The 22,924-nt window shown below is 51.7% G+C and carries 23 protein-coding genes, 1 other RNA gene, 1 pseudogene and 1 other annotated feature; of the genes and pseudogenes, 12 read left to right on the plus strand and 13 right to left on the minus strand.

Annotated elements, in window-relative coordinates:
- The 3 genes from dnaX to GFC06_RS21960 form a co-directional block, all read right to left on the minus strand.
- On the minus strand, positions 1–1,932 hold the full coding sequence (dnaX, locus tag GFC06_RS21950; protein WP_047501898.1) for a DNA polymerase III subunit gamma/tau: 1,932 nt from the start codon (positions 1,930–1,932) through the stop codon (positions 1–3).
- Positions 604–668 (minus strand) — a sequence feature (DnaX frameshifting element). It overlaps the preceding gene by 65 nt.
- Positions 1,933–2,050: 118 nt before the next feature.
- Positions 2,051–2,602 carry an adenine phosphoribosyltransferase gene (gene apt, locus GFC06_RS21955; protein WP_006685676.1) on the minus strand — a complete coding sequence of 184 codons (552 nt, stop codon included), beginning with the start codon at positions 2,600–2,602 and terminating at the stop codon, positions 2,051–2,053.
- Between the two features lie 193 nt (positions 2,603–2,795).
- A complete protein-coding gene (locus GFC06_RS21960; RefSeq protein WP_029139439.1) occupies positions 2,796–3,173 on the minus strand; it encodes a DUF454 family protein in 378 nt (125 codons plus the stop codon).
- A gap of 69 nt (positions 3,174–3,242) precedes the next feature.
- Here GFC06_RS21960 and priC point away from each other — a divergent pair, with 69 nt between their 5' ends.
- Together priC and rsmS are read left to right on the plus strand one after the other, a co-directional pair.
- Entirely contained in the window at positions 3,243–3,770 is a 528-nt protein-coding gene (priC, locus tag GFC06_RS21965) for a primosomal replication protein N'' (protein WP_016152078.1), read from the plus strand.
- A gap of 14 nt (positions 3,771–3,784) precedes the next feature.
- Positions 3,785–3,946 carry a pleiotropic regulatory protein RsmS gene (gene rsmS / locus GFC06_RS21970; protein ID WP_103765961.1) on the plus strand — a complete coding sequence of 54 codons (162 nt, stop codon included), beginning with the start codon at positions 3,785–3,787 and terminating at the stop codon, positions 3,944–3,946.
- 74 nt (positions 3,947–4,020) lie between these two features.
- Here rsmS and mscK read toward each other — a convergent pair whose 3' ends face one another.
- A complete protein-coding gene (gene mscK, locus GFC06_RS21975) occupies positions 4,021–7,386 on the minus strand; it encodes a mechanosensitive channel MscK (RefSeq protein WP_153690661.1) in 3,366 nt (1,121 codons plus the stop codon).
- Between the two features lie 127 nt (positions 7,387–7,513).
- The gene (acrR, locus tag GFC06_RS21980; RefSeq protein WP_047416857.1) at positions 7,514–8,164 is read right to left on the minus strand and encodes a multidrug efflux transporter transcriptional repressor AcrR; all 651 of its coding nucleotides are present in this window, start codon (positions 8,162–8,164) and stop codon (positions 7,514–7,516) included.
- A gap of 141 nt (positions 8,165–8,305) precedes the next feature.
- Here acrR and acrA point away from each other — a divergent pair, with 141 nt between their 5' ends.
- The 6 genes from acrA (at position 8,306) to GFC06_RS22010 (ending at position 15,099) form a co-directional block, all read left to right on the plus strand.
- Complete coding sequence (acrA, locus tag GFC06_RS21985; RefSeq protein WP_016152074.1) at positions 8,306–9,499, plus strand: multidrug efflux RND transporter periplasmic adaptor subunit AcrA; 1,194 nt, start codon at positions 8,306–8,308, stop codon at positions 9,497–9,499.
- A gap of 22 nt (positions 9,500–9,521) precedes the next feature.
- A complete protein-coding gene (gene acrB / locus GFC06_RS21990) occupies positions 9,522–12,671 on the plus strand; it encodes an efflux RND transporter permease AcrB (RefSeq protein ID WP_016152073.1) in 3,150 nt (1,049 codons plus the stop codon).
- A 488-nt stretch (positions 12,672–13,159) separates the two neighbouring features.
- Complete coding sequence (gene tomB, locus GFC06_RS21995; RefSeq protein WP_019076175.1) at positions 13,160–13,534, plus strand: Hha toxicity modulator TomB; 375 nt, start codon at positions 13,160–13,162, stop codon at positions 13,532–13,534.
- A 27-nt stretch (positions 13,535–13,561) separates the two neighbouring features.
- Positions 13,562–13,780 (plus strand): HHA domain-containing protein, encoded by a 219-nt coding sequence (locus GFC06_RS22000; RefSeq protein ID WP_002892050.1) that lies wholly within the window; start codon positions 13,562–13,564, stop codon positions 13,778–13,780.
- Between the two features lie 180 nt (positions 13,781–13,960).
- Positions 13,961–14,512, plus strand: coding sequence for a maltose O-acetyltransferase (gene maa, locus GFC06_RS22005; RefSeq protein WP_016152072.1), 552 nt, complete (start codon positions 13,961–13,963; stop codon positions 14,510–14,512).
- A 116-nt stretch (positions 14,513–14,628) separates the two neighbouring features.
- The gene (locus GFC06_RS22010; protein WP_016152071.1) at positions 14,629–15,099 is read left to right on the plus strand and encodes a YlaC family protein; all 471 of its coding nucleotides are present in this window, start codon (positions 14,629–14,631) and stop codon (positions 15,097–15,099) included.
- 78 nt (positions 15,100–15,177) lie between these two features.
- On the opposite strand, the gene ykgO is transcribed toward GFC06_RS22010, so the two are convergent.
- Together ykgO and GFC06_RS22020 are read right to left on the minus strand one after the other, a co-directional pair.
- Entirely contained in the window at positions 15,178–15,318 is a 141-nt protein-coding gene (gene ykgO / locus GFC06_RS22015) for a type B 50S ribosomal protein L36 (RefSeq protein ID WP_005125190.1), read from the minus strand.
- Position 15,319: 1 nt separating this feature from the next.
- Positions 15,320–15,580 (minus strand): type B 50S ribosomal protein L31, encoded by a 261-nt coding sequence (locus tag GFC06_RS22020; protein WP_016152070.1) that lies wholly within the window; start codon positions 15,578–15,580, stop codon positions 15,320–15,322.
- Between the two features lie 188 nt (positions 15,581–15,768).
- Between GFC06_RS22020 and GFC06_RS22025 the strand changes: the two genes are divergently transcribed.
- On the plus strand, positions 15,769–17,322 hold the full coding sequence (locus GFC06_RS22025) for an EAL domain-containing protein (protein WP_153690662.1): 1,554 nt from the start codon (positions 15,769–15,771) through the stop codon (positions 17,320–17,322).
- Between the two features lie 51 nt (positions 17,323–17,373).
- Here the strand turns inward: GFC06_RS22025 and GFC06_RS22030 are convergent, their stop codons facing one another.
- Both GFC06_RS22030 and yczE read right to left on the minus strand, forming a co-directional pair.
- Positions 17,374–17,727, minus strand: a complete 354-nt coding sequence (locus GFC06_RS22030; RefSeq protein WP_003831033.1) for a DUF1428 domain-containing protein — start codon at positions 17,725–17,727, stop codon at positions 17,374–17,376.
- 64 nt (positions 17,728–17,791) lie between these two features.
- Entirely contained in the window at positions 17,792–18,421 is a 630-nt protein-coding gene (gene yczE / locus GFC06_RS22035; protein ID WP_016155872.1) for a membrane protein YczE, read from the minus strand.
- Between the two features lie 87 nt (positions 18,422–18,508).
- On the opposite strand from yczE, the gene yczR reads away from it, so the two are divergent.
- A complete protein-coding gene (yczR, locus tag GFC06_RS22040; protein WP_153690663.1) occupies positions 18,509–19,936 on the plus strand; it encodes a MocR-like transcription factor YczR in 1,428 nt (475 codons plus the stop codon).
- A gap of 59 nt (positions 19,937–19,995) precedes the next feature.
- On the opposite strand, the gene GFC06_RS22045 is transcribed toward yczR, so the two are convergent.
- The 3 genes from GFC06_RS22045 to ffs form a co-directional block, all read right to left on the minus strand.
- Complete coding sequence (locus GFC06_RS22045; RefSeq protein ID WP_016152066.1) at positions 19,996–20,214, minus strand: hypothetical protein; 219 nt, start codon at positions 20,212–20,214, stop codon at positions 19,996–19,998.
- Positions 20,211–20,462, minus strand: a complete 252-nt coding sequence (locus GFC06_RS22050) for a hypothetical protein (RefSeq protein ID WP_047501909.1) — start codon at positions 20,460–20,462, stop codon at positions 20,211–20,213. Before GFC06_RS22050 ends, GFC06_RS22045 begins: the two co-directional genes overlap by 4 nt.
- A gap of 197 nt (positions 20,463–20,659) precedes the next feature.
- An RNA gene (gene ffs, locus GFC06_RS22055) (signal recognition particle sRNA small type) lies at positions 20,660–20,756 on the minus strand.
- Positions 20,757–20,840: 84 nt separating this feature from the next.
- Here ffs and GFC06_RS22060 point away from each other — a divergent pair.
- A pseudogene (locus GFC06_RS22060) lies at positions 20,841–21,230 on the plus strand (MGMT family protein).
- A gap of 31 nt (positions 21,231–21,261) precedes the next feature.
- On the opposite strand, the gene GFC06_RS22065 reads toward GFC06_RS22060, so the two are convergent.
- Positions 21,262–21,831 (minus strand): YbaY family lipoprotein, encoded by a 570-nt coding sequence (locus tag GFC06_RS22065; protein ID WP_016152063.1) that lies wholly within the window; start codon positions 21,829–21,831, stop codon positions 21,262–21,264.
- A gap of 212 nt (positions 21,832–22,043) precedes the next feature.
- Here GFC06_RS22065 and tesB point away from each other — a divergent pair, with 212 nt between their 5' ends.
- Positions 22,044–22,904: an acyl-CoA thioesterase II gene (gene tesB, locus GFC06_RS22070; protein ID WP_016152062.1), complete on the plus strand. Its 861-nt coding sequence runs from the start codon at positions 22,044–22,046 to the stop codon at positions 22,902–22,904.
- Positions 22,905–22,924 lie beyond the last annotated feature (20 nt).

Below are 22,924 nucleotides of genomic sequence, written 5' to 3' on the forward strand. Positions count from 1 at the left end.
TCAAATGGGGCGAATACTCTCTTCGTCCAGGTCCGCATCGAAAAAACGACGCAGCGTCTGAATGTTATTATCCGCAATAATCGACTCACGCGCCTGCGCGAGTTTCTCTTCATAAATGGCCTGACGCCACTCCAGCGGCGTGCGCACCGCTGGATTATCATCTTCAACGATGGTCAATTCAACCGTTGACCCTGTTAAGGAACTCAATGCTTCGGCCAGTTTTTGCTGCGCGCCGCTGGAGTTAAGGTGTCGCTGCGTGGAACGCAGGTGCAGGCAAACCACGTTGCCATTCTCTTCTTTCCAGGCATTAAGCGCCACCTGCTCCACCAGTTTAGGCAGCGAGAGCTGGCTCACCTGTGCGGCCCACGGGTCGCGTTCGATGGCCTCAGCCGCCAGCTTTGCCGCCAGTTCTGGCGTTTTTTCATGCTCAAGCGCTTTTTTCAGCGCTTTCGGCGTAGCGACGACTTCTTTGACTTCTGCAACAGGATTGGTCGCTTTCCAGCGATACGCTTCTTTCTTCGCTGGCGCTTTTTCCAGTGCAGAGACCGCTGGACGCGCCTGAACACGTTCCGACACCGAAGCCAGTCTTTCCAGCGCAGCATTATTCACCGGCCGCGCGCGGGAAGCGGCTGCCGGTTCACTCTTTTTTGGTTTGGTTGCTCCCTGAGCGCGTTGCAGCTGGCTGCGTGCCGCCAGCACCTGGCTGGTAGCATCGGAGAGCGGCACATTCTGTTGCTGTTGCGCTGCCGCAGGCTGCTGCTGCGGCACCTGCGTCGGGTTCATCACCGCAGTGGGTGCGACCGGGGCAAACGAGTGTCGTGGGGCTTCAGGTTCCGGGAGCGGCATGCGCGGATGAAAAGCCAGCGCACGTAGCAGCGTCATTTCAACGCCCATTCGCCTGTCCGGCGCATACGGCAGTTCTTTGCGCCCGATTAACAGGGTCTGGTAGTAAAGCTGCACATCGGTTGGCGGGACGATTCGCGCCAGTTCGCGCATACGCTGTTCAATAGCGGCCATATCGCTGCCGAGTGCGGCAGGTGAAAGCTGAACCATGGCAATCCGATGCAGCAGAGCCGACATCTCAACCAGTAGCGCTTCCCATTCAATACCGCGCGCGGCGGCATCGTTCACCAGCGTCATAACGCGTTCGCCGTCCGCAGCCACAACCGCTTCAACCAGCGAAAGCGCCTGGTCGTCGTCCAGCGTACCAAGCATGGTGCTGACCGCGTCGGTCGAGACCTGACCATCGCCGCTGGCGATCGCTTGATCGGTCAGGCTCAGCGCATCGCGCAGGCTGCCGTCTGCGGCGCGAGCCAGCAGTTGCAACGCACGTGGCTCATGGGCGATATGCTCTTCTTTGAGGATATGCTCAAGCTGATGGCGAATCTGTTCGACATCCAACGCTTTAAGATGGAATTGCAGACAGCGCGACAGGATAGTCACCGGCAGCTTCTGCGGATCGGTAGTCGCCAGCAGGAACTTAACGTGCGCGGGCGGCTCTTCGAGCGTTTTCAGCAAGGCGTTAAAACTGTGGCGCGACAGCATGTGCACTTCGTCAATCAAATAGACCTTAAAGCGACCGCGCGCTGGCGCGTACTGGACGTTATCCAGCAGGTCACGGGTGTCTTCGACTTTGGTGCGTGAGGCGGCGTCGATTTCAATCAGATCGACAAAGCGCCCCTGCTCGATTTCACGGCAGTTATCGCACACGCCGCACGGCGTAGCGGTGATGCCGGTTTCACAGTTTAATCCCTTCGCCAGCAAACGGGCGATTGACGTTTTCCCGACGCCACGGGTGCCGGAAAATAAATAAGCATGATGAATACGCCCTAACGACAAGCCGTTCGCCAGTGCCGTCAGCACATGTTCCTGGCCGACGACGTCAGCAAAGGTTTGTGGGCGCCATTTTCGGGCTAAGACCTGATAACTCATTGGCAGGCTCTGAAAGGCTGGAGGGTGGATTCACAGGGGGATAATGCTAACACAACCTCGCAGCGACAGCGAGGTTGTGTGTCTCGGTATTAATCTGCCGAGATAAGATAGCCCGAAATTAGTGGCCCGGGAATGGAACCAGGCTATAACAGGTCAGCCCCTGCTTTTCCAGACGCTGCTCGCCGCCAAGATCAAACAGGTTAATGATAAATGCAGCATCGGTCACTTCGCCACCCAGACGGCGGATCAGTTTCACGGTCGCTTCAATCGTGCCGCCGGTTGCCAGCAGGTCGTCCACAACCAGGACTTTATCGCCAGGTTTGATGGCATCAACGTGGATTTCCAGTTGATCGGTGCCGTATTCCAGCTCATAGCTCTCAGCAATAACTTCACGCGGAAGCTTACGGGGTTTACGTACCGGAACAAAACCAACGCCCAGACCCAACGCTACCGGCGCGCCAAACAGGAAGCCACGCGCTTCGGTACCAACCACTTTAGTGATACCCGCATTTTTGTAGCGTTCAACCAGCAATTCAATACTGAGGGCGTAGGCTTTCGGGTCTTCCAGTAAACTGGTGACATCACGAAAAAGAATGCCCGGTTTTGGGTAATCGTGGATGCTTTTGATGCTATTTTTGAGAAACTCAAGCTGCTGTGCAGTCGCGGTCATAAGTTTGTGCCTGATTAATACAGTATTACTTCACGGCGCACTATACACTTCATCCTCGACGTATCTTGAATGATTTTGTGTCTGTATAAGAGCCAAGGTTATATTTGCTTAACCTTTGACCACCTGCGCCTGTGCTCGAAAACGGTCGAATTTACTGGCTGTGAGAGACAATTGCAACAGCGTTTATTGCGCTTTACTGCTTTTGTTGTTTTTCATCAATCACCGGGATCCGCCACATAAAAATCAGTAAACAGGCGAGAATAACCAGCAGCAGGCCGCGTACCCACATCATATTGACCAGCCACAGTGAAATACTAAACGTTACCAGGATCAACAAAATAGCGCGCGGCTTTGCTCCCGGAGGCATCGCGCGGTGTTTTTGCCAGTGGCGCAGATACCCGCCGAACCACGAACGGTACAGCAACCAGTCGTGAAAACGCGGCGACGAGCGAGCAAAACACCAGGCGGCCAGCAAGATAAACGGCGTTGTCGGCAACAGAGGCAATACAACGCCCAGCGTTCCTAACACTACCGCTATCCAGCCTATGATGATTAGAATAATGCGTTGCATAATATGAATACTTAACACAGAGAATCGCTACTTTATCATAACAGTTCTCATTTTCATCGGAGTGTTGTCGTGAAAACCGTCATGCTGCTTCAGACGCTCGAAAACCAGCTTAACCGCTTGCGGCAGCGTTGTGCCCCACTGGCACACCATGCCACGCTTAGCGCCCGCTTTGACAGGCATCTGTTTCACACCCGCAGCACGTTGCTACAGGCCTGTCTGGATGAAGCTGATGATAATCTCACTGCTCTACGTCGCGCAGTTGAACAGCAACAACTACCACAAATTACCTGGCTTACGGAACACCTTGCCTCACAGTTAGAGGCGATTTCACGTGAAACCGCCAGTTGGTCGCTCCGGGAGTGGGACAGCGCCTCTCCTGGCCTGGCGCGCTGGCAGCGTAAGCGAGTTCAACATCAGGAGTTTGAGCGCCGCCTGGTTGAAATGACGCGTGAACGTAAAGAACGCCTGGCACAGGTTACGGGCTTTGAAGAACAGCAAAAACTGCATCGCGAAGTAGAGGCATTCGAAGCACGACTGGCACGCTGTCGTCATGCACTGGCAAGAATAGATAACGTGCTGGCGCGTTTAACCCGCTAATCCCCGGAGAATTTATGTCATTAGAGAACGCCCCAGATGAAGTCAAACTGGCCGTCGATTTGATTGTCCTGCTTGAAGAGAATCAGATGGAGCCTGAAACAGTTCTGAAAGCACTGGAGATTGTGAAGCAGGATTACGAGAAGAAACAGCTCTCTTTATCTAAAAAAGAGCGGTAACTGAAAACCTGATGGCGTTGCACTTATCAGGCCTACGAATGAATCGAAGCTCGCAGGCCTGATGATTATTTCTGTTAACCTACCGAAGGCGTCGGATCGTCACCTTTAATGATGTCACGTTTTACCTCGGTCACGGTGTCACCTTTCGCGTTATGCAGGTGAACTTCGAGCTGGTTAAAGGCGATATCAATGTCATTTTCACGGCACAAACGATCGACCGCCCGGTTAAGTTCATCAACCGTGTGGCTACGATCGCGCAATTCACGCACGTATAAACGCAGCTCATGATCCAGCGTGCTGGCACCGAAGGCGGTAAAGAACACTGCAGGCTCCGGATCGTGCATCACTTTCGGGTGTTCTGTCGCCGCCTGCAACAGCACCTTCTTCACTTTGTCCAGATCCGAACCATAGGCCACGCCAATGCGGATCACCAGACGCGTGGTGGTATCGGAGAGCGACCAGTTGATCAAACGCTCCGTCACGAATGCTTTGTTCGGGATGATCACCTCTTTGCGATCGAAGTCAGTAATGGTGGTGGCACGGATACGGATCTTGCTGACCGTTCCGGAGAACGTACCGATGGTCACGGTATCGCCGATGCGTACCGGGCGTTCAAACAGAATAATCAGACCGGAAACAAAGTTACCGAAAATTTCCTGCAAGCCGAAACCAAGACCAACCGAGAGAGCAGCGGCCAGCCACTGTAGCTTATCCCACGAAACGCCGAGCGATCCGAAGACCGTCATCGCACCAATGGCGATGATGGCGTAATTCAGGATCGTGGTGATCGCATAAGAAGCCCCCTGGCGCATCTTCAGTCGCGAGAGCACCAGCACTTCCAGCAGGCCGGGTAAGTTGCGGATCAGCGCCCACGCGACCATTGACGCAATAATCGCAAACAACAGGCTGCCCATGGTGACGTCTTTCACCACTGCCGCACCCGCTTCGGTGCCGTTGTAATGCCAGAGCGTTATGCTGTCGAGATAGCTGAACACGGTGATCAAATCAGACCAAATGGCCCAGAACAGAACACCAAACAGGGCAACCATCACCAGCATGGTTATACGCAGCGTTTGCTGATTAACCTGTTCCAGCGCAATAGTCGGTTCTTCCTGCGGCTCTGCGCCTTCGGCCCCTTCTTTCACCAGGTTCTGACGACGCGCTAACGCACGACGCCAGGCGATACGGCGAGCCGCTACGCTCAACCCTCGCAGCACCGTCTGGTACAGCAGATTCCAGAGGATAACCAGATAGACCGTTTCAATCCAGCGGCCCGCCAGGCGCAGCGTGGTGTAGAAATACCCTGTCGCCGTCAGCACCATTAATGCAATCGGAATAATAGACAGCACGGTAATAGTGACCAGACGCAGACCATGCGACTCTTTGTCACGCCAGCTTTCGCGGCACATTGGCCATACCAGGAAGGCGATCAGCAGCAGGTTGAGGAAAATGACCACCTGGCCAAGCACATCGTCCATCAAATTAAGCGGCGACAGCTCAGCAATGACCGACCAGAAGTTAAGCGGCAACAGCGCAAGGCTAATACGCACAATCTGGCGACGCCAGTGGCTGGTCTGCTTCGCTGGCATGCCAAAATGACGTATCGCCACACCATCTTTTTCCAGCACCTTCCAGCACAGACCAAACACCAGCCAGAAGATGGTCATCTTCTTACTGAACGCCCACAGCAGGTCGCTAATATTCAGCTGCATAGTCAGCAGAATCAGACCCACCGCGAGGATAATCAGACACGCCGGCAAGGCTCTGATGAGATCGATCAGAATCGCTTTTGGCGTATTAAGCTGACTGTCATTGCGCAGGTTCCCCACCGCGGCGGCTAATGTTGCCTGATAATCCTTCAGCCACTTCAAACGCCAGCGGATTAACCCGGCGATAAGCAGCAGCGGCAGCCCTGCCAGGAACGCAATAAATACGGCGGGCCAGGCTTTTTCCCAGTTCACCGTGATTTTCATCGACTTAAACTGGTCTTTTAGGGTTTGCGGGAAGGCTTTAATCCAGTCCCAGTCCATCGGACGGTTACTGTTAACCCAGAAGATTTGCTGCGTGAGGATCTCTTTCAGGTTTTTCGACACGCTCATTAACTGCTGCTGGTTGATTTGCAGATTAATCGCCATCATCAACTGGTTGCCCAGCTGCTTATTTAGCTGATCCAACAGTTCACGACGCATATCCACGACCTGCAGCAGGGCATCATGGACTTCAGGGTTAACGTCGTTGCTGTGTCCTTCTTCCAGTTTGGCGACAAACGCATCATTCTGGAACAACGTATCGCGCTGCTGGTTGACTTCGAACTGCTCCAGACGCAAATCGGCGATCCGGTTGGTCATATCGGCAAGCTCATCCGCCGACGGCAGCGTTTGTTGTTGCTGATATAAAATGCGTGACAGCAGCAGACTGCCTTTCAGGACAGCGATCTGCTCTTTAATGTTGCGTTCGGATTGCATCGCGCGGTCAAGCCAGTTTTTGACCTTGATATTTTGCTGCATCAGGCTGTTGCCGTTTTCAGTCGCGGCAATCAGGCGCTGGCTGAGCTGATGGTTAACATCAAGCTCCTGCTTCACTAACGGATTGGACTGAATACGCTCGGCTTCGTCCGGCGTTACCGCTTCCTGTGCCGTCTTTTCGGTTAACGTCAGTCGTTTGCTGTTCACCGCCTCTTGCAGGAGCTGGAGCTGGTGTTCAAGGCGGTTACTGTGCGCCGTCACATAATCGCGTTGTTTTTGCAGGGTATCCTGCAAAACGGTATTCCCTTCGAGGCTCTTACGCTGCTGGTCGATCTGCGCGTTCAGCAACGCTTGCTGCGCCTGCAGCAGCACCTGCTGGCTGGGGCGTAAAGCCGCCTCTCCCACAGTGGTGCCATCGAGTCGATTGCGGATTTGCTGCATCTGTTGCGACGCGGTGTACATCGCATTTTGTACACGCTCTGGCTGTGTCTGCAGCGATACCAGTTGGCTGTTGTAAGCGGCCAGATCGTTTTGCGAGCTTTGCAGATCATCCAGGACCTGCGACACGCGCGACTCAAGCTGTCGTAAGGAGAGCGTACTCAGCGTTTTTCGCGTTTCATCGTCATTATCGACATCGCTAAGCGAATTTAGCGCATCCGTCGCCTGACGCATTTTCTCCGGCGCCTGGGCAACTTTTTGCCGAAGCTGTACGGTTTCATCCTTCACACGATCGATTTTATCCAGCGTAGCAATGGTATCGATGAGATCCTGTTGAACCAGCTTATCCTGTGCGGAGAGATCTTTTTGTTTATTCAGCGTGTCTAACTGGCTCTGAATATCCGCTTTCGTCGGCAGTTCACCACTCTGTTGCGCCCGCGCAAATGCAGATGACTCGCAGGATAGCAAAAGAATGAAGAAAAGAATGGTAATAGCAATAAGATGCTGTGAACGTTTATAGAGCTGCAACATAGTCATGAGAATGAAGGTTTCTGAACCGGAAAAGTGACCGAAAATAGTCAAGCGGCAAGAATATCACGGCTGTGACCGGCAGAATAGCAGGAGGCAAAATGACCAGGAGAATTCCTGGTACAGACCCAGAGAGTTAACAGGTTTCCGTTACGTTAACCCGCAAGGTTGGGCAGAGAAGACACATCTCAAGCAGCACGGCGACGTATTCCCGAGCCTCTTTTTTCAGATCAAAAGATTCAGGGGCAAATAACCAGTTTTCTATAATTCCGGTAACATAACTACGCAGCAGCACCGCCACGCGACGCGTGTTCAGATTTTCCGGCAGCATGTTGGCGTTCATGCAGTGCCGCAATGTTTGTTCGATACGGTCGTAATTTTCAATACACAGACTGCGTTGAGCTAGCTGAACTGAGGCCATTTCCCCGACAAATTCGCATTTGTGGAATATAATTTCCAACAATAAACGTCGGCGTTCTTCTGTCACGGTAGCTTCAAGAACGTAAATTAAAATTTCTCTTAATACTGATAGTGGATCGTCGGGGAATTTTGCCTGATACTCAGTCTCTAACTCATCAATGTTAGGTTTTGCTAGCTCCCAGATTTCACTGAATAAATCCGATTTGTTTTTGAAATGCCAATAGATCGCGCCGCGCGTGACACCAGCGGCTGCTGCGATCTCCGCAAGCGAGGTGGATGATACCCCTTGTTGCGAAAACAAACGCAGAGCGACATCGAGAATGTGCTGTCGAGTTTCCTGTGCTTGTTGTTTGGTTTTTCGTGCCATAGGTCAGTGAATTTACAGGCGTTAGATTTACATACATTTGTGAATGTATGTACCATAGCACGACGATAATATAAACGCAGCAATGGGTTTATGGGCTTTCAGCCATTGATCAATTTGAAATCGGACACTCGAGGTTTACATATGAACAAAAACAGAGGGTTAACGCCTCTGGCAGTCGTTCTGATGCTCTCAGGCAGCTTAGCGCTAACAGGATGTGACGACAAACAGGCCCAACAAGGGGGCCAGCAGATGCCAGAGGTTGGAGTTGTTACGCTCAAAACTGAACCTCTACAGATAACAACCGAACTCCCGGGTCGCACCAGTGCGTATCGCATTGCAGAAGTTCGTCCTCAGGTTAGCGGTATTATCCTGAAGCGTAATTTCACGGAAGGTGGTGACATCGAAGCGGGTGTATCTCTCTATCAGATTGATCCTGCTACTTACCAGGCCGCTTATGAAAGCGCAAAAGGCGATCTGGCAAAAGCACAAGCCGCAGCAAATATCGCTCAACTGACGGTTAAACGTTATCAGAAACTGTTGGGTACTAAGTACATCAGTCAACAGGATTACGATAGTGCACTGGCAGACGCACAGCAGGCGAACGCCTCCGTTGTCGCCGCGAAAGCCGCGGTAGAAACTGCACGCATCAATCTGGCTTATACCAAAGTAACGTCGCCGATCAGCGGCCGCATTGGTAAATCATCCGTTACTGAAGGCGCTCTGGTGCAAAACGGTCAGGCAACCGCACTGGCAACCGTTCAGCAGTTGGATCCCATCTATGTCGACGTGACGCAGTCAAGCAACGATTTCCTGCGCCTGAAACAAGAGTTGGCCAACGGCACGCTGAAGCAGGAAAACGGTAAAGCGAAAGTCGAACTGGTGACCAATGACGGCATTAAATTCCCGCAGTCCGGTACGCTGGAATTTTCTGATGTCACGGTAGATCAAACCACCGGGTCGATTACGTTACGCGCAATCTTCCCTAACCCGGATCACACCTTACTGCCGGGTATGTTCGTCCGTGCTCGTCTGGAAGAAGGGACTAACCCAACTGCATTACTGGTTCCACAGCAAGGCGTTACCCGCACACCGCGTGGCGATGCCAGTGCATTGGTTATCGGTGCAGACAACAAAGTTGAAACCCGTCAAATTGTTGCCGCACAAGCGATTGGCGACAAATGGTTAGTCACTGATGGACTTAAACCGGGCGACCGCGTGATTGTCACTGGGCTGCAAAAAGTACGTCCTGGCGCGCAGGTAAAAGCGCAGGAAATCACCGCTGATAACAACCAGCAAGCTGCAAGCGGTAGCCAGCCTGAACAGTCCAAGTCTTAACTTAAACAGGAGCCGTTAAGACATGCCTAATTTCTTTATCGATCGCCCAATATTTGCGTGGGTGATCGCCATTATCATCATGTTGGCAGGGGGGCTCGCGATCCTCAAATTGCCGGTAGCGCAATATCCGACTATTGCACCGCCAGCAGTGACGATCTCCGCGACCTACCCTGGCGCTGATGCCAAAACAGTACAGGATACTGTTACTCAGGTTATCGAACAGAATATGAACGGTATCGATAACCTGATGTACATGTCCTCAAACAGTGACTCCACGGGTACCGTGCAGATCACGCTTACCTTTCAGTCTGGTACTGATGCGGATATCGCGCAGGTACAGGTGCAGAACAAACTGCAGCTGGCAATGCCGCTTCTACCGCAGGAAGTACAACAACAGGGTGTGAGCGTTGAGAAATCATCCAGTAGCTTCCTGATGGTTGTCGGCGTAATCAACACCAACGGCACCATGACGCAGGAGGATATTTCCGACTACGTGGGCGCCAACATGAAGGACGCCATCAGCCGTACTTCAGGTGTGGGTGATGTTCAGCTGTTCGGTTCCCAGTACGCGATGCGCATCTGGATGGATCCGAACAAACTGAATAACTTCCAGCTGACGCCGGTTGATGTGATCAGCGCCATCAAAGCGCAGAACGCCCAGGTTGCAGCCGGTCAGTTAGGCGGTACGCCGCCGGTGAAAGGCCAGCAACTTAACGCTTCGATCATCGCGCAAACCCGTCTGACCTCCGCCGATGAGTTCAGCAAAATTCTGCTGAAAGTGAATCAGGACGGTTCCCAGGTGCGCCTGCGTGACGTAGCGAAAGTCGAACTGGGTGGCGAGAACTACGACATCATTGCGAAGTTCAACGGTAAACCGGCATCCGGTCTGGGTATCAAGCTGGCGACAGGCGCTAACGCCCTGGACACAGCAAACGCTATCCGCGATGAACTGAAGAAGATGGAACCGTTCTTCCCGTCAGGTCTGAAGATCGTTTACCCGTATGACACCACGCCGTTCGTGAAAATCTCTATTCACGAAGTAGTGAAAACGCTGGCGGAAGCCATCATCCTCGTGTTCCTGGTAATGTATCTGTTCCTGCAGAACTTCCGCGCGACGCTGATTCCGACTATCGCCGTGCCGGTGGTGCTATTGGGTACGTTTGCCGTCCTTGCGATTTTCGGCTTCTCGATAAACACGCTGACGATGTTCGGGATGGTGCTCGCCATCGGCCTGTTGGTGGATGACGCCATCGTTGTGGTCGAGAACGTTGAACGTGTAATGGCTGAGGAAGGGCTACCACCGAAGGAAGCAACGCGTAAATCGATGGGCCAGATTCAGGGCGCACTGGTTGGTATCGCCATGGTGCTGTCAGCGGTATTTATTCCGATGGCCTTCTTCGGGGGATCTACCGGTGCAATTTACCGTCAGTTCTCCATCACCATTGTTTCGGCGATGGCGTTATCAGTCCTGGTGGCATTGATTCTGACCCCTGCCCTGTGTGCGACCATGCTCAAACCGGTTGCTAAAGGCGATCACGGAGAAGGCAAAAAAGGTTTCTTCGGCTGGTTTAACCGCATGTTCGATAAGAGCACGCACCATTACACCGACAGCGTGGGCGGAATTCTGCGCAGCACCGGTCGTTATCTGGCGCTGTATCTGATCATCGTCGTGGGTATGGCCTATCTGTTCGTTCGTCTGCCAAGCTCGTTCCTGCCAGATGAAGACCAGGGGGTATTCCTGTCAATGGCTCAGCTGCCAGCGGGTGCAACGCAAGAGCGTACCCAGAAGGTGCTGGACGAAATGACGGATTACTATCTGACCAAAGAAAAAGCGAACGTTGAATCGGTGTTTGCCGTTAACGGCTTCGGTTTTGCAGGACGTGGTCAGAACACCGGTATCGCGTTCGTCTCTCTGAAAGACTGGAGTGAACGTCCAGGCGAAGAGAACAAGGTTGAGGCAATTACTCAACGTGCGATGGGCGCATTCTCGCAGATTAAAGACGCGATGGTCTTTGCTTTTAACCTGCCAGCGATTGTGGAGTTAGGGACCGCGACCGGTTTCGACTTCCAGCTGATTGACCAGGCAGGTTTAGGTCATGAGAAGCTAACCCAGGCGCGTAACCAGCTGTTTGGTGAAGTTGCAAAACATCCTGATCTGTTAGTCGGCGTACGTCCTAACGGTCTGGAAGATACGCCACAGTTCAAGATCGATATCGATCAGGAAAAAGCGCAGGCTCTGGGTGTATCCATTAGTGATATTAATACAACGCTGGGTGCAGCATGGGGCGGAAGCTACGTAAATGACTTCATCGACCGTGGTCGTGTGAAGAAAGTTTACATCATGTCTGAAGCGAAATACCGTATGTTGCCGGAAGATATTGGAAACTGGTATGTCCGCGGTAGCGATGGACAGATGGTACCGTTCTCCGCCTTCTCTACCTCACGTTGGGAATATGGTTCACCGCGTCTGGAACGCTATAACGGTCTGCCTTCCATGGAAATCTTAGGCCAGGCCGCACCGGGTAAAAGTACCGGTGAAGCCATGGCAATGATGGAGGAACTGGCCAGCAAACTGCCATCCGGTATCGGCTATGACTGGACCGGTATGTCCTACCAGGAACGACTGTCCGGCAACCAGGCCCCTGCTCTGTATGCCATTTCACTGATTGTCGTATTCCTGTGTCTGGCGGCATTGTACGAGAGCTGGTCAATTCCGTTCTCCGTCATGCTGGTGGTACCGTTAGGTGTTATCGGTGCATTGCTGGCGGCAACGTTCCGCGGCCTGACCAACGACGTTTACTTCCAGGTAGGCCTGCTCACAACCATTGGGTTGTCGGCGAAGAACGCGATACTTATCGTCGAATTCGCCAAAGACTTGATGGATAAAGAGGGTAAAGGTCTGATAGAGGCGACGCTGGATGCGGTCCGCATGCGTTTACGTCCGATCCTGATGACATCGCTGGCCTTTATTCTGGGCGTAATGCCGCTGGTTATCAGCTCCGGCGCAGGCTCCGGCGCGCAGAACGCCGTTGGTACTGGCGTAATGGGCGGGATGGTGACGGCAACCGTGTTGGCTATCTTCTTTGTTCCGGTGTTCTTTGTGGTGGTACGCCGCCGCTTTAGCCGCAAAAGTGAAGATCTTGAGCATAGCCACTCAGTAGACCATCATTGATAGATCTCTAAAGATAAGGCCGCGCAAGCGGCCTTTTTTCTGGAAAAATCATAAAAATCACTTATTGCTATTTCGTTTATTTTCTCCAGAGTAAATAAGCGATATAATCCCTGTAGCCTTAAAGGCTATTCTTAAAAAAACATTGAGAGTTCTTATTTACTTTAATAAATATTAAGATTATTCCTGGTAAGCGGTTCACATTGTCGATTGTTACCTTTCGTTGCTAAACCTAATCAAGATAACTCGATGATTGCCCGAAGAATAAAGAAATTGTCCGATTCCGAATAACCGCATTTATCTGTTAAAATGTAAAAATGACCTGACATCATAAGTTTGCATAATTGTAATTTTTCGTGATATGACGATGAAATCTTTTTTAGACTAGATTATAGTTAAATCATCAGGAGTCGCGGGCAAGTTCCAGGTAGTCTGTTGTATCCATCCCGAAGGTGTTCGGTTAGTTTAAGCCACGAAGAAGGGGATGCGTTATGGATGAATACTCACCCAAAAGACATGATATCGCGCAGCTTAAATTTCTCTGCGAAACCCTGTATCATGACTGTCTTGCAAACCTTGAACAAAGTAACCATGGCTGGGTTAATGACCCTACCTCTGCCACCAGCTTGCAGCTCAATGAACTGATAGAGCATATTGCAACCTTCGCACTTAATTATAAAATTAAGTACAATGAGGACAATAAGCTGGTCGCGCAGATAGATGAATACCTGGATGACACTTTTATGTTGTTCAGCAGTTATGGTATTAATACGCAGGATCTGCAGAAATGGCGGAAGTCAGGTAATCGACTGTTTCGCTGTTTTGTCAATGCCACCAGGGCTAATCCTGTTAGTTTGTCTTGTTAAAAATTATTACAATCATAGGTAAGATTTATGTCCGATAAACCATTAACTAAAACTGATTATTTGATGCGCCTGCGACGTTGTCAGACAATTGACACACTTGAGCGCGTTATTGAAAAAAATAAATATGAATTGTCCGACAACGAACTGGCTGTATTTTACTCAGCAGCAGATCACCGCCTTGCTGAATTGACTATGAATAAGCTCTACGACAAGATTCCAACTTCTGTTTGGAAATTCATTCGCTAATTGCTCACGGGTTAAGTCAGGTATAGCGGTACATTTGTCTGGCTGACCATTTTCGTATTTACAATGGTTATTTAAATCAAATCACGTGACTACGATCACAGCGAAGAAGCGGGAACGTTCCCCTTGTTTGCATTGCGTTTTACTGTGTTGAAATGACCTCCAGTACACAGGAAATTCGTAATGAGTAATGAAAAGCAAAAAATGATCGCCGGTGAACTTTATCGCCCGGCGGATGAAACATTGCGCCACGACCGACTACGCGCTCGTCAGCTGACCCATCGCTACAATCTCACCGCTCCCGATGAAAAAAATGCGCGACAAGCTATCCTGCATGAGCTGTTGGGCCAGAGCGAAGGGGCTTACATTGAACCCTCTTTTCGTTGTGATTACGGCTATAACATTTATCTCGGTAAAGAATTTTACGCCAACTTCGACTGCGTTATGCTCGACGTCTGCCCGATCCATATTGGCGACAACTGCATGTTAGCCCCAGGAGTCCATATTTATACCGCCACCCACCCGCTGGATGCCACCGAGCGAAACAGTGGCATGGAGCTCGGCAAACCCGTGACTATTGGCAACAACGTCTGGATAGGTGGACGCGCAGTGATAAACCCTGGCGTAACGTTGGGTGATAACGTGGTTGTGGCCTCAGGCGCGGTGGTCACGAAAAGCGTTCCGGCAAACTGCGTGGTTGGGGGCAATCCCGCCAGGATTATTAAAACGCTGTGATCTTAAATGTAACTGTTATGATAAATTGTGGTTAATCTGTTACTTTCTTCACAAGGTATCCCCTTTTAAAATAGGGCGATCGCATCTGAATATCGCAGACACCACAAAGGCAAGAGATGACAGAAATACAGCGCCTGCTTACCGAAACCATCGACGACTTAAATATTCGCGAAAAGCGCGACAACAAACCGCGCTTTAGCATCAGCTTTATTCGCAAACATCCCGGCTTGTTCATCGGCATGTATGTTGCGTGGTTTGCCACGCTGGCGGTGATGCTGCAGTCAGAAACGTTAGTCGATTCAGTATGGCTGCTGGTGGTTCTGTTCGTCATACTCAACGCGTTTTTCTTTTTCGACGTTGCGCCGCGATACCGCTTTGAAGATATCGACGTACTGGATTTCAGAGTTTGCTATAACGGGGAATGGTATAACACGCGCTTTGTCCCCCCTTCACTCATCGATACCATCCTGCACTCACCTTCCGTCGATAGCGAACATAAAGCGCAGCTGCAAAAGATGATATCGCGTAAGGGAGAACTCTCGTTCTACGATGTCTTTACGCTAACCCGCCCCCAGACCAGTCAGTAACGACATCTCAACGCAGATAAAAAAAGTGCGTCCCGATGAAGGAAACGCACTTTAATCCCTGAAATGTTGGTAAAGAAACTAACGTCTTTTTTTACGCCCCTGAACAGCTTTAAAGCGCGGATTCGTTTTGCAGATGACGTACAAACGCCCTTTGCGTTTCACTATCTGGCAGTCAGGATGACGCTGTTTTGCACTACGAAGTGAATTGAGTACCTGCATCTTAACCTCGCTTAGTGCCAATAAAATGACCAAAACGTTTCTGGAAACGTGCTGCACTGCCTTCGTTATCAAAGGTTTTTTGTTTCCCGGTATAGTACGGATGCGATTTGGAAGAGATATCCAGGGTCACGTACGGATACATTTTCCCCTCAAACTCAATCTCACGTTCCGTTTTAATGGTCGAGCCGACCTTAAAAAATTCATTGGCACTGGTATCGTGAAACACCACAGTACGGTAAAAAGGATGAATATCCGGCTTCATGGCAACCTCAATTTGCTACGTTATAACATAACAATCAAAATACACCACTCTTGTATAAATCACAACCTGGTTTACGCGATTAAGAGTTAAACGGGATGATAAGTGGCCGTAAATATATGATGCCAATCGAATAGCTTTTTCGGCTTTCGGATATACTTTCCCTACGCTGTGTTAATAAGGATATCACTGTGATAACACGACATCTGATAAGCCTGGTGACTGGGGTGCTGTTTCTTTCCATCCTCGCGCCCGTAGGTTTAAGCCTGTGGCTGGCGCATCGTCAGGTCGAAACGAAATTTATCGATGAACTCGATATGTTCTCAACCCGAGTCGCATTACGTACGGAACGCGTAGGTGAACAGGCCAAAAAAGCGTTGCGCCATATTGAAGCTTTTCAGGGTGAACCTTGTAGTGAAGAGCATCTGCTTGAAATGCGTCGTTTGTCATATAGCTATCGCTATATTCAGGAAGTGCTGTACCTCAAAGATAACGTTCCACAATGCTCATCCCTGGAAAAAAGAAGCCGGGCAGCCGCGTTTCCTCCAGCAATGAAAATCACGCCCGATGGCTACCACGCATGGTTGACCATGCAAAACGATTTGGGCATCAAGCGTTTTATGGCGGCATTAGGTAGCAAGCATTACGTCGTGATGATCGATCCCGGTTCTTTTATTGATGTCATCCCGTTTGGCTCATGGCCGATTGAAGTCGCTATCCTTGGTACCGCGCGTAACACGGTGGTAGCCAGTAGCACCGATCTGCCACCGGATGTTTTACAACATGTGCAACTAGAGCATTCGATTACCCATCTGCAGAAAGACGGCAGTATTTATAACGCCCGCCCCTTCCCCGAACTGGGCATTACGGTTGTAACCTGGGCATCCACTGTACCTTTGCAAAAGAGCTGGCACCGACAAGCGCTAATCTGGTTACCGGCAGGGATCCTCCTCGGCTTACTCACCGCAGCCTTTATTCTGCGTATTTTGCGCCGTTTACAGTCCCCTCATCACCAGTTGCAGGACGCTATCCAGCATCGGGATATCAAGGTCTACTACCAGCCGATTATCTCGCTCAAAACGGGGAAAGTGGTCGGGGCAGAAGCGCTGGCTCGCTGGCCACAGGCCGACGGGAGCTATCTGTCGCCTGAGATTTTCGTCGCACTGGCGCAAGAGACCGGGCTTTCAGAGCCGCTCACCCGTTTGATTATTGAAAGCGTATTTGACGATTTAGGAAAATGGCTGCGTCAATATCCCCACCAGCATATATCCATTAACCTTGAGTCAGCCGATCTGACCTCCGAAACGCTTCCAGCTCTGTTAAGCCAGAAGGTGAACCACTGGCAACTTAGGCCTGCACAAATCGCGCTGGAACTGACCGAACGCGAATTTGCCGACCCGAAAAACAGCGCGCCGTTTATTGCTAAATACCGACAGGCAGGCCATTCGATCTATATTGATGACTTTGGTACCGGCTATTCAAGTCTTAGCTATTTGCAGGATCTGGATGTGGATATCCTGAAGATCGACAAATCGTTCGTCGATGCGCTGGAGTACAACAACGTCACGCCGCATATCATCGAGATCGCGAAAACGCTGAAGCTGGAGATGGTGGCAGAAGGTATTGAAACCGAGAATCAGGAAGCCTGGCTACGCCAGCACGGCGTGCAGTACGGTCAGGGCTGGCTTTACAGTAAAGCGCTGCCGAAAGCAGAATTTATTCTGTGGGCAGAAAAACGGCTTTAGCATGGCTGTTGATGGTGAGATGGCTGGCGGCACGCCGCACAGCCAGTCACATCACTCTTCCATAATGGGCGCAAATCCACCGTAGATCATTCGCTTGCCATCAAATGGCATTGATTCACCGAATTCCTTCATACGGGGATCGGACATCATCTTCTGATTCGCCGCATCGCGGACCTCTTTGGAAGGGTATTCAATCCAGCTGAATACCACTTCCTCATGATCCTGCGCTTTCACAGCCATGCGAAAATCGGTCAGTTTGCCGTCGGGGACGTCATCTGCCCAGCACTCCACCACGCGCAATGCACCGAACTCCTTGAAAAGCGGAGCTGCTTTTGCCGCCATCGCAATGTACGCCTCCTTGTTTTCAGCGGGTACGGCAACCACAAAGCCATCAACATACTTCATGAGAAAAACCTCCGAAGTGTACTGCACGGCAAGCCGATTCCGGCCGCGTCAGTCGAGGTTAAGTTTAGTCGCCAGCAGGCGATCGTGCCCCAGGCGCATTCCTGATACGAATACGCGCCTGCGGCTGATGGCAAAACCATGGCAGGCAAATTTGAATCAGCGGCCCAATAGCCAGTGCATACAGCACCGTTCCAAACCCAACGGTTCCCCCCAACAGCCAACCAATAAGCAACACGGACACTTCGATTGCGGTTCGAATTCGTCGTACTGGCCAGCCGGTACGCGCGTGAATTCCAGTCATCAGACCGTCACGCGGGCCCGCGCCAAAACCGGCACCAATGTACAGAGCGGTTGCTAACGCATTCAGTATCACCGCTGACACCAGCAGCCCGCTGCGCGCCAGCAGGGATTCAAATCCCGGAATCACCAGCAGCGCGACATCTGCCGCCAGCCCAATCATAATCACGTTGCTTAACGTGCCAAACCCTGGGCGCTGGCGTAGCGGTATCCACGCCAGAAGCACCAACACACCCACGGCAATAATCACCACGCCGATATTCATCGACAGTAAATTTGCCACCCCCAGGTGAAACACGTTCCACGGATCGGCCCCTAAATCGGCACGGACAAACATCGCCGTCGACACACCGTACAGCGTCAGCCCGATAAACAGCTGAAGTAAACGACGCAGCATGTTCTTCCCCTCTTACTCTCAGATAACTTTCATCTTCACCGCAATTGGCACTATGATTAATGTCCAGTTTTCAAAAAGTGGACTGCTATGTCATCTCGCCGTTACGGAAGCCAGTCTTTGCAACGCCTGCTCGGACACTGGCAGGAAAGTCCCTCGCGAACGCCCATCTGGCGACAGTTGGCAGAAGCGTTACGTTTGCTGATCCTCGATGGGCGACTGGCGCTGGATAGCCGCTTGCCCGGTGAACGCGAACTCGCTGCCGTTCTGCAAGTCAGCCGAACCACCGTCGCCAGCGCCATGGCGCAACTGCGTGAGGAGGGATATCTGGAAAGCCGACATGGTAGCGGTTCACGGGTGATCCTGCCGGAGCATATTCGCCATGTGCCAACGCGAACCAACACTGGCACAGCGCTTGATTTGTCCACGGCAGCGCTGAGTGCCGGTCCTGAAATTCATCAGGCTTACCAGCAGGCACTGTTCGCAATGCCGCAGCATCTGCTGAGCTCCGGGTATCTACCGCAGGGACTGTCGGTTTTGCGTGAATCCATCGCCCGGCATTATCGCGAACGCGGACTCCCGACGCAGCCCGACGAAATAATGGTCGTGAACGGCGCGGTCAGCGGTCTGGCGTTGATCCTGCGTTTACTCACCGGCCCCGGCGATCGCGTAGTGGTAGATCACCCCACTTATCCGCTGGCCATTGCAGCAATACAAGGGGCGTCATGTCGCCCCGTCGGCGTGTCGCTGCCCGAGCACGGTTGGGATACGGCGGGTCTGGTCGCCACCATCGCGCAAACTGCTCCGAGAATGGCCTATCTGATGCCGGATTTTCACAACCCGACCGGACGCTGTATGGACACCGCTACTCGCCAGGTCGTGGCGGATATTGCTGAAAGAACCCGCACGACGTTGGTGGTCGATGAGACCATGGTGAACCTGTGGTATGACGCCCCACCGCCACCGCCGCTTGCCGCATTCAATCGCGATGCCCCGATAATCTTGCTCGGTTCAGCAGGGAAAAGCTTTTGGGGCGGATTACGTCTGGGCTGGATTCGGGCGTCGGCGCGTACCATTGCCGCGCTGGTCCAAACCCGCGACACCTTCGATTTGGGCTCCCCGGTGCTTGAACAACTCGCCACCAGTTGGCTGCTGGATAACGCTGAGGACTTTCTTCCTGACAGAAGACGCCGGCTCACATCACAGCGAGACCTGTGCTCGCGCCTGATGAACTCACATTTTCCGGAATGGCAATTTACCCAGCCACAAGGAGGACTCTCTTTCTGGGTTGAACTGCCTGATACGCTGGCGACGCTCTTTGCCACGCGCGCCGAAAGTGCAGGCATTCAGTTGGGAACCGGTACGCGGTTCGGCCTTGATGGCGCATTCGACCGCTTTTTGCGTATGCCCTTCACGTTGCCGGATGACACAGCATGTGCCGCCTTCAGAGTGTTGCAACCTATTTGGGATAGCCTGCGTTTGCAGGCCAGCGGCGGGAAAATGCGTAAAATAATCTAAACGACGAGTTAAAGGACCCGCTCTTGAATGCCGTGATGGACGAGGAGGTCCTGGCAATACTACCGCTGAGGAGGAACCGGAAAACCCTTCAGGGAAATCACGAAATTCTCACCGTCTTTCTTAATTTTTGCCCCAGCATCACACCAGTCGGAGGCAATACGGAAGAACTCATCGCTGCCGACATTCCAGCTCAGACGAACGTGTTTCACATAACCGGAGCGCAGCATTTCACAGGCTTCGCCATAATTACAGGCGGTTGAGAGCGATTGTTGTTTCATTTTTTCTTCTTCAGTAATCTTCGCAATGCTTTGATTTCTTTAGGAGTCAGTGCGTCAACTACGGATTCTTCCGTATGCTGGCTATCGATATCCTCAGCGGAGACTCCCACCTCTTCAATGGCGGAAAACGCGATCAGTAGCAGTTTTTCCGTGGCGATACTCAAATTTTCATTATGCACTTCAGCATAATGGCGAAGCTTTTCTTTTAGCGTCTCATCAACTTTGACATTCAATACAGCGGTCGACATCGTGGAAAATCCTTGTAGTCAGCCACAACACACCGGATGTAAGACCATGTCATTACAGCGCAATGGCGGCGGCAAAAGCTCAAATAACATCCCCAAAACACAGTGACAGTATTTGATGACAATAAAATGACGATCCGATGACAAAGAAAAGAAGATAAACAGAAGAGAAATTGCCGGACGGCAGAAATGGGTGGGGGCCCTGCCAGCTACATCCCGGCACACACGTCATCTGCCTTGGCTGCTTCCTTCCGGACCTGACCTGGTAAACAGAGTAGTGTTGCGGGAGAACCAACAGAGCCCCCATTGAGAGCGTTGTTAACCAACGCGCAGGCGCATTATCACTGCTGCACCCTGTAATTGCAACCCATCCAGCATCGGATGCTGTTTTCTTGTGCAATGCGGCTTCACTCCTTCGCCATTCGGCATTATGCTGGAGGATTAGCGCAGGAATAAATGATGGATATACAAGACTCTTTCCCCCAACGCGTCTGGCAAATCGTCGCTTCAATCCCCGAAGGTTTCGTCACCACGTATGGCGATGTTGCCCGGCTTGCGGGATCGCCGCGCGCTGCGCGTCAGGTAGGCGGCGTGCTTAAACGTCTCCCCGAAGGCAGCACCCTGCCCTGGCATCGGGTGGTCAATCGCCATGGGGCCATTTCGCTGACGGGTCCCGACCTGCAACGACAACGTCAGGCGTTGCTGGCAGAAGGAATAGTGGTTTCAGGAAGCGGACAGATCGATTTACAGCGCTATCGCTGGGTGTACTAACCCTCTCCAGGCGGAGAGGGTTACAACGACCTTAGTACTGCGTGGGAGCCGGAACCGCAGATGACGGATTAACCTGGGTTGGTGACGTTGACGGAACCGTGGTAGTAGCCCCACCGCTCGCCTGAACCGGTACTGCTGTTTGCTGTACCGGGACCAGCGTCAGGTCAGCTTTAGTCCCACCCTGATTGATGACCGTCTGAACGGTATCAGTAATAAAGACCAGTTTATCATTTACCGTAATAGCCGCACTCAGCAGAATACGGGCGTTAGGTTGAATATCTGCCGGGTTGAACGGTAATACAAAGCTGAAAGGCGCCTGTTTACCTTCAGTACGAACCGCTTTTTGCGACAGCACTTTTGACGGCGCATCGGCCAGTGAAGCATCTGACAGTGTAACGGTTAGCACCGCATCGGGTGGCAAGGCCACTTTCTGACGGATCCATACTGTACCGGAGACATTTGGCTGCTGAATTTTAGACTGTGTGTCAGAAATTGAGGTATTAGGGCTTGGCGCAGGTGTCTGAATATCAGCGCTTTTATCGGCACAGGCCGCCAGAGCGACTGCAACCGCTAAACCACTTACCATGTGCACGAGTTTCATTAAATTCTCCTTATCATCTATGCACCAGCGAGAACTTTCCTCGCCAGAAGAGTGGTTAACAAAAACATAACGTGACTAAGTGTGGCACAAGACAGCTATTTTTGCCTGTAATAGGCCAGTAATTCAGACAATTGCACCCATCGGACCACTTTTAAAATTGCGTTATACTCTGCCTACCTCGCTGCGACATCGATATCACCTGGAGAGCACGTATGAGTCTGGCACTGAAAAATTTGCTGACATTGTTAAATCTGGAAAAAATTGAAGAAGGACTCTTTCGGGGCCAAAGTGAAGACTTAGGGTTACGTCAGGTTTTTGGGGGACAGGTTGTCGGTCAGGCGCTATATGCCGCAAAAGAAACCGTACCGGAAGAGCGTCTGGTACACTCTTTTCACAGCTACTTTTTACGCCCCGGCGATAGCCAAAAGCCCATCATCTATGATGTGGAAGTCCTGCGTGATGGTAACAGCTTCAGCGCGCGCCGAGTTGCTGCGATCCAGAATGGTAAACCCATTTTTTACATGACCGCCTCTTTTCAGGCACCGGAAGACGGATTTGAACATCAGAAAACCATGCCGGATGCGCCGGGTCCCGATGAGCTGAAATCAGAAACGGAAATTGCCCGCTCAGTGGCGCATTTGCTGCCGCCGCTGTTGAAAGAAAAATTTATCAACGATCGTCCGTTGGAAGTACGCCCTGTCGAGTTTCATAACCCCCTAAAAGGTCACGTCGCACCTCCGACGCGCCAGGTATGGATCCGAGCTAACGGCGTGCTGCAGGACGATCTGCGCGTCCATCAGTATCTGCTGGGTTATGCCTCAGACCTGAACTTCCTGCCTGTTGCGCTGCAACCGTATGGGATTGGCTTCCTGGAAAAAGGGATTCAGATCGCCACCATTGACCATTCCATGTGGTTCCACCGTCCGTTTAATATCAATGAATGGCTGCTGTATAACGTCGAGAGTACTTCGGCATCCGGTGCCCGGGGCTTTGTACGCGGAGAGTTTTATACCCAGGATGGCGTGCTGGTCGCTTCTACCGTACAGGAAGGGGTAATGCGTAATCGCAATTGAGAATTACCGGATGGTGGCGC

Origin of the sequence: Citrobacter braakii (assembly GCF_009648935.1) — a bacterium.
Lineage (GTDB): Bacteria > Pseudomonadota > Gammaproteobacteria > Enterobacterales > Enterobacteriaceae > Citrobacter > Citrobacter braakii.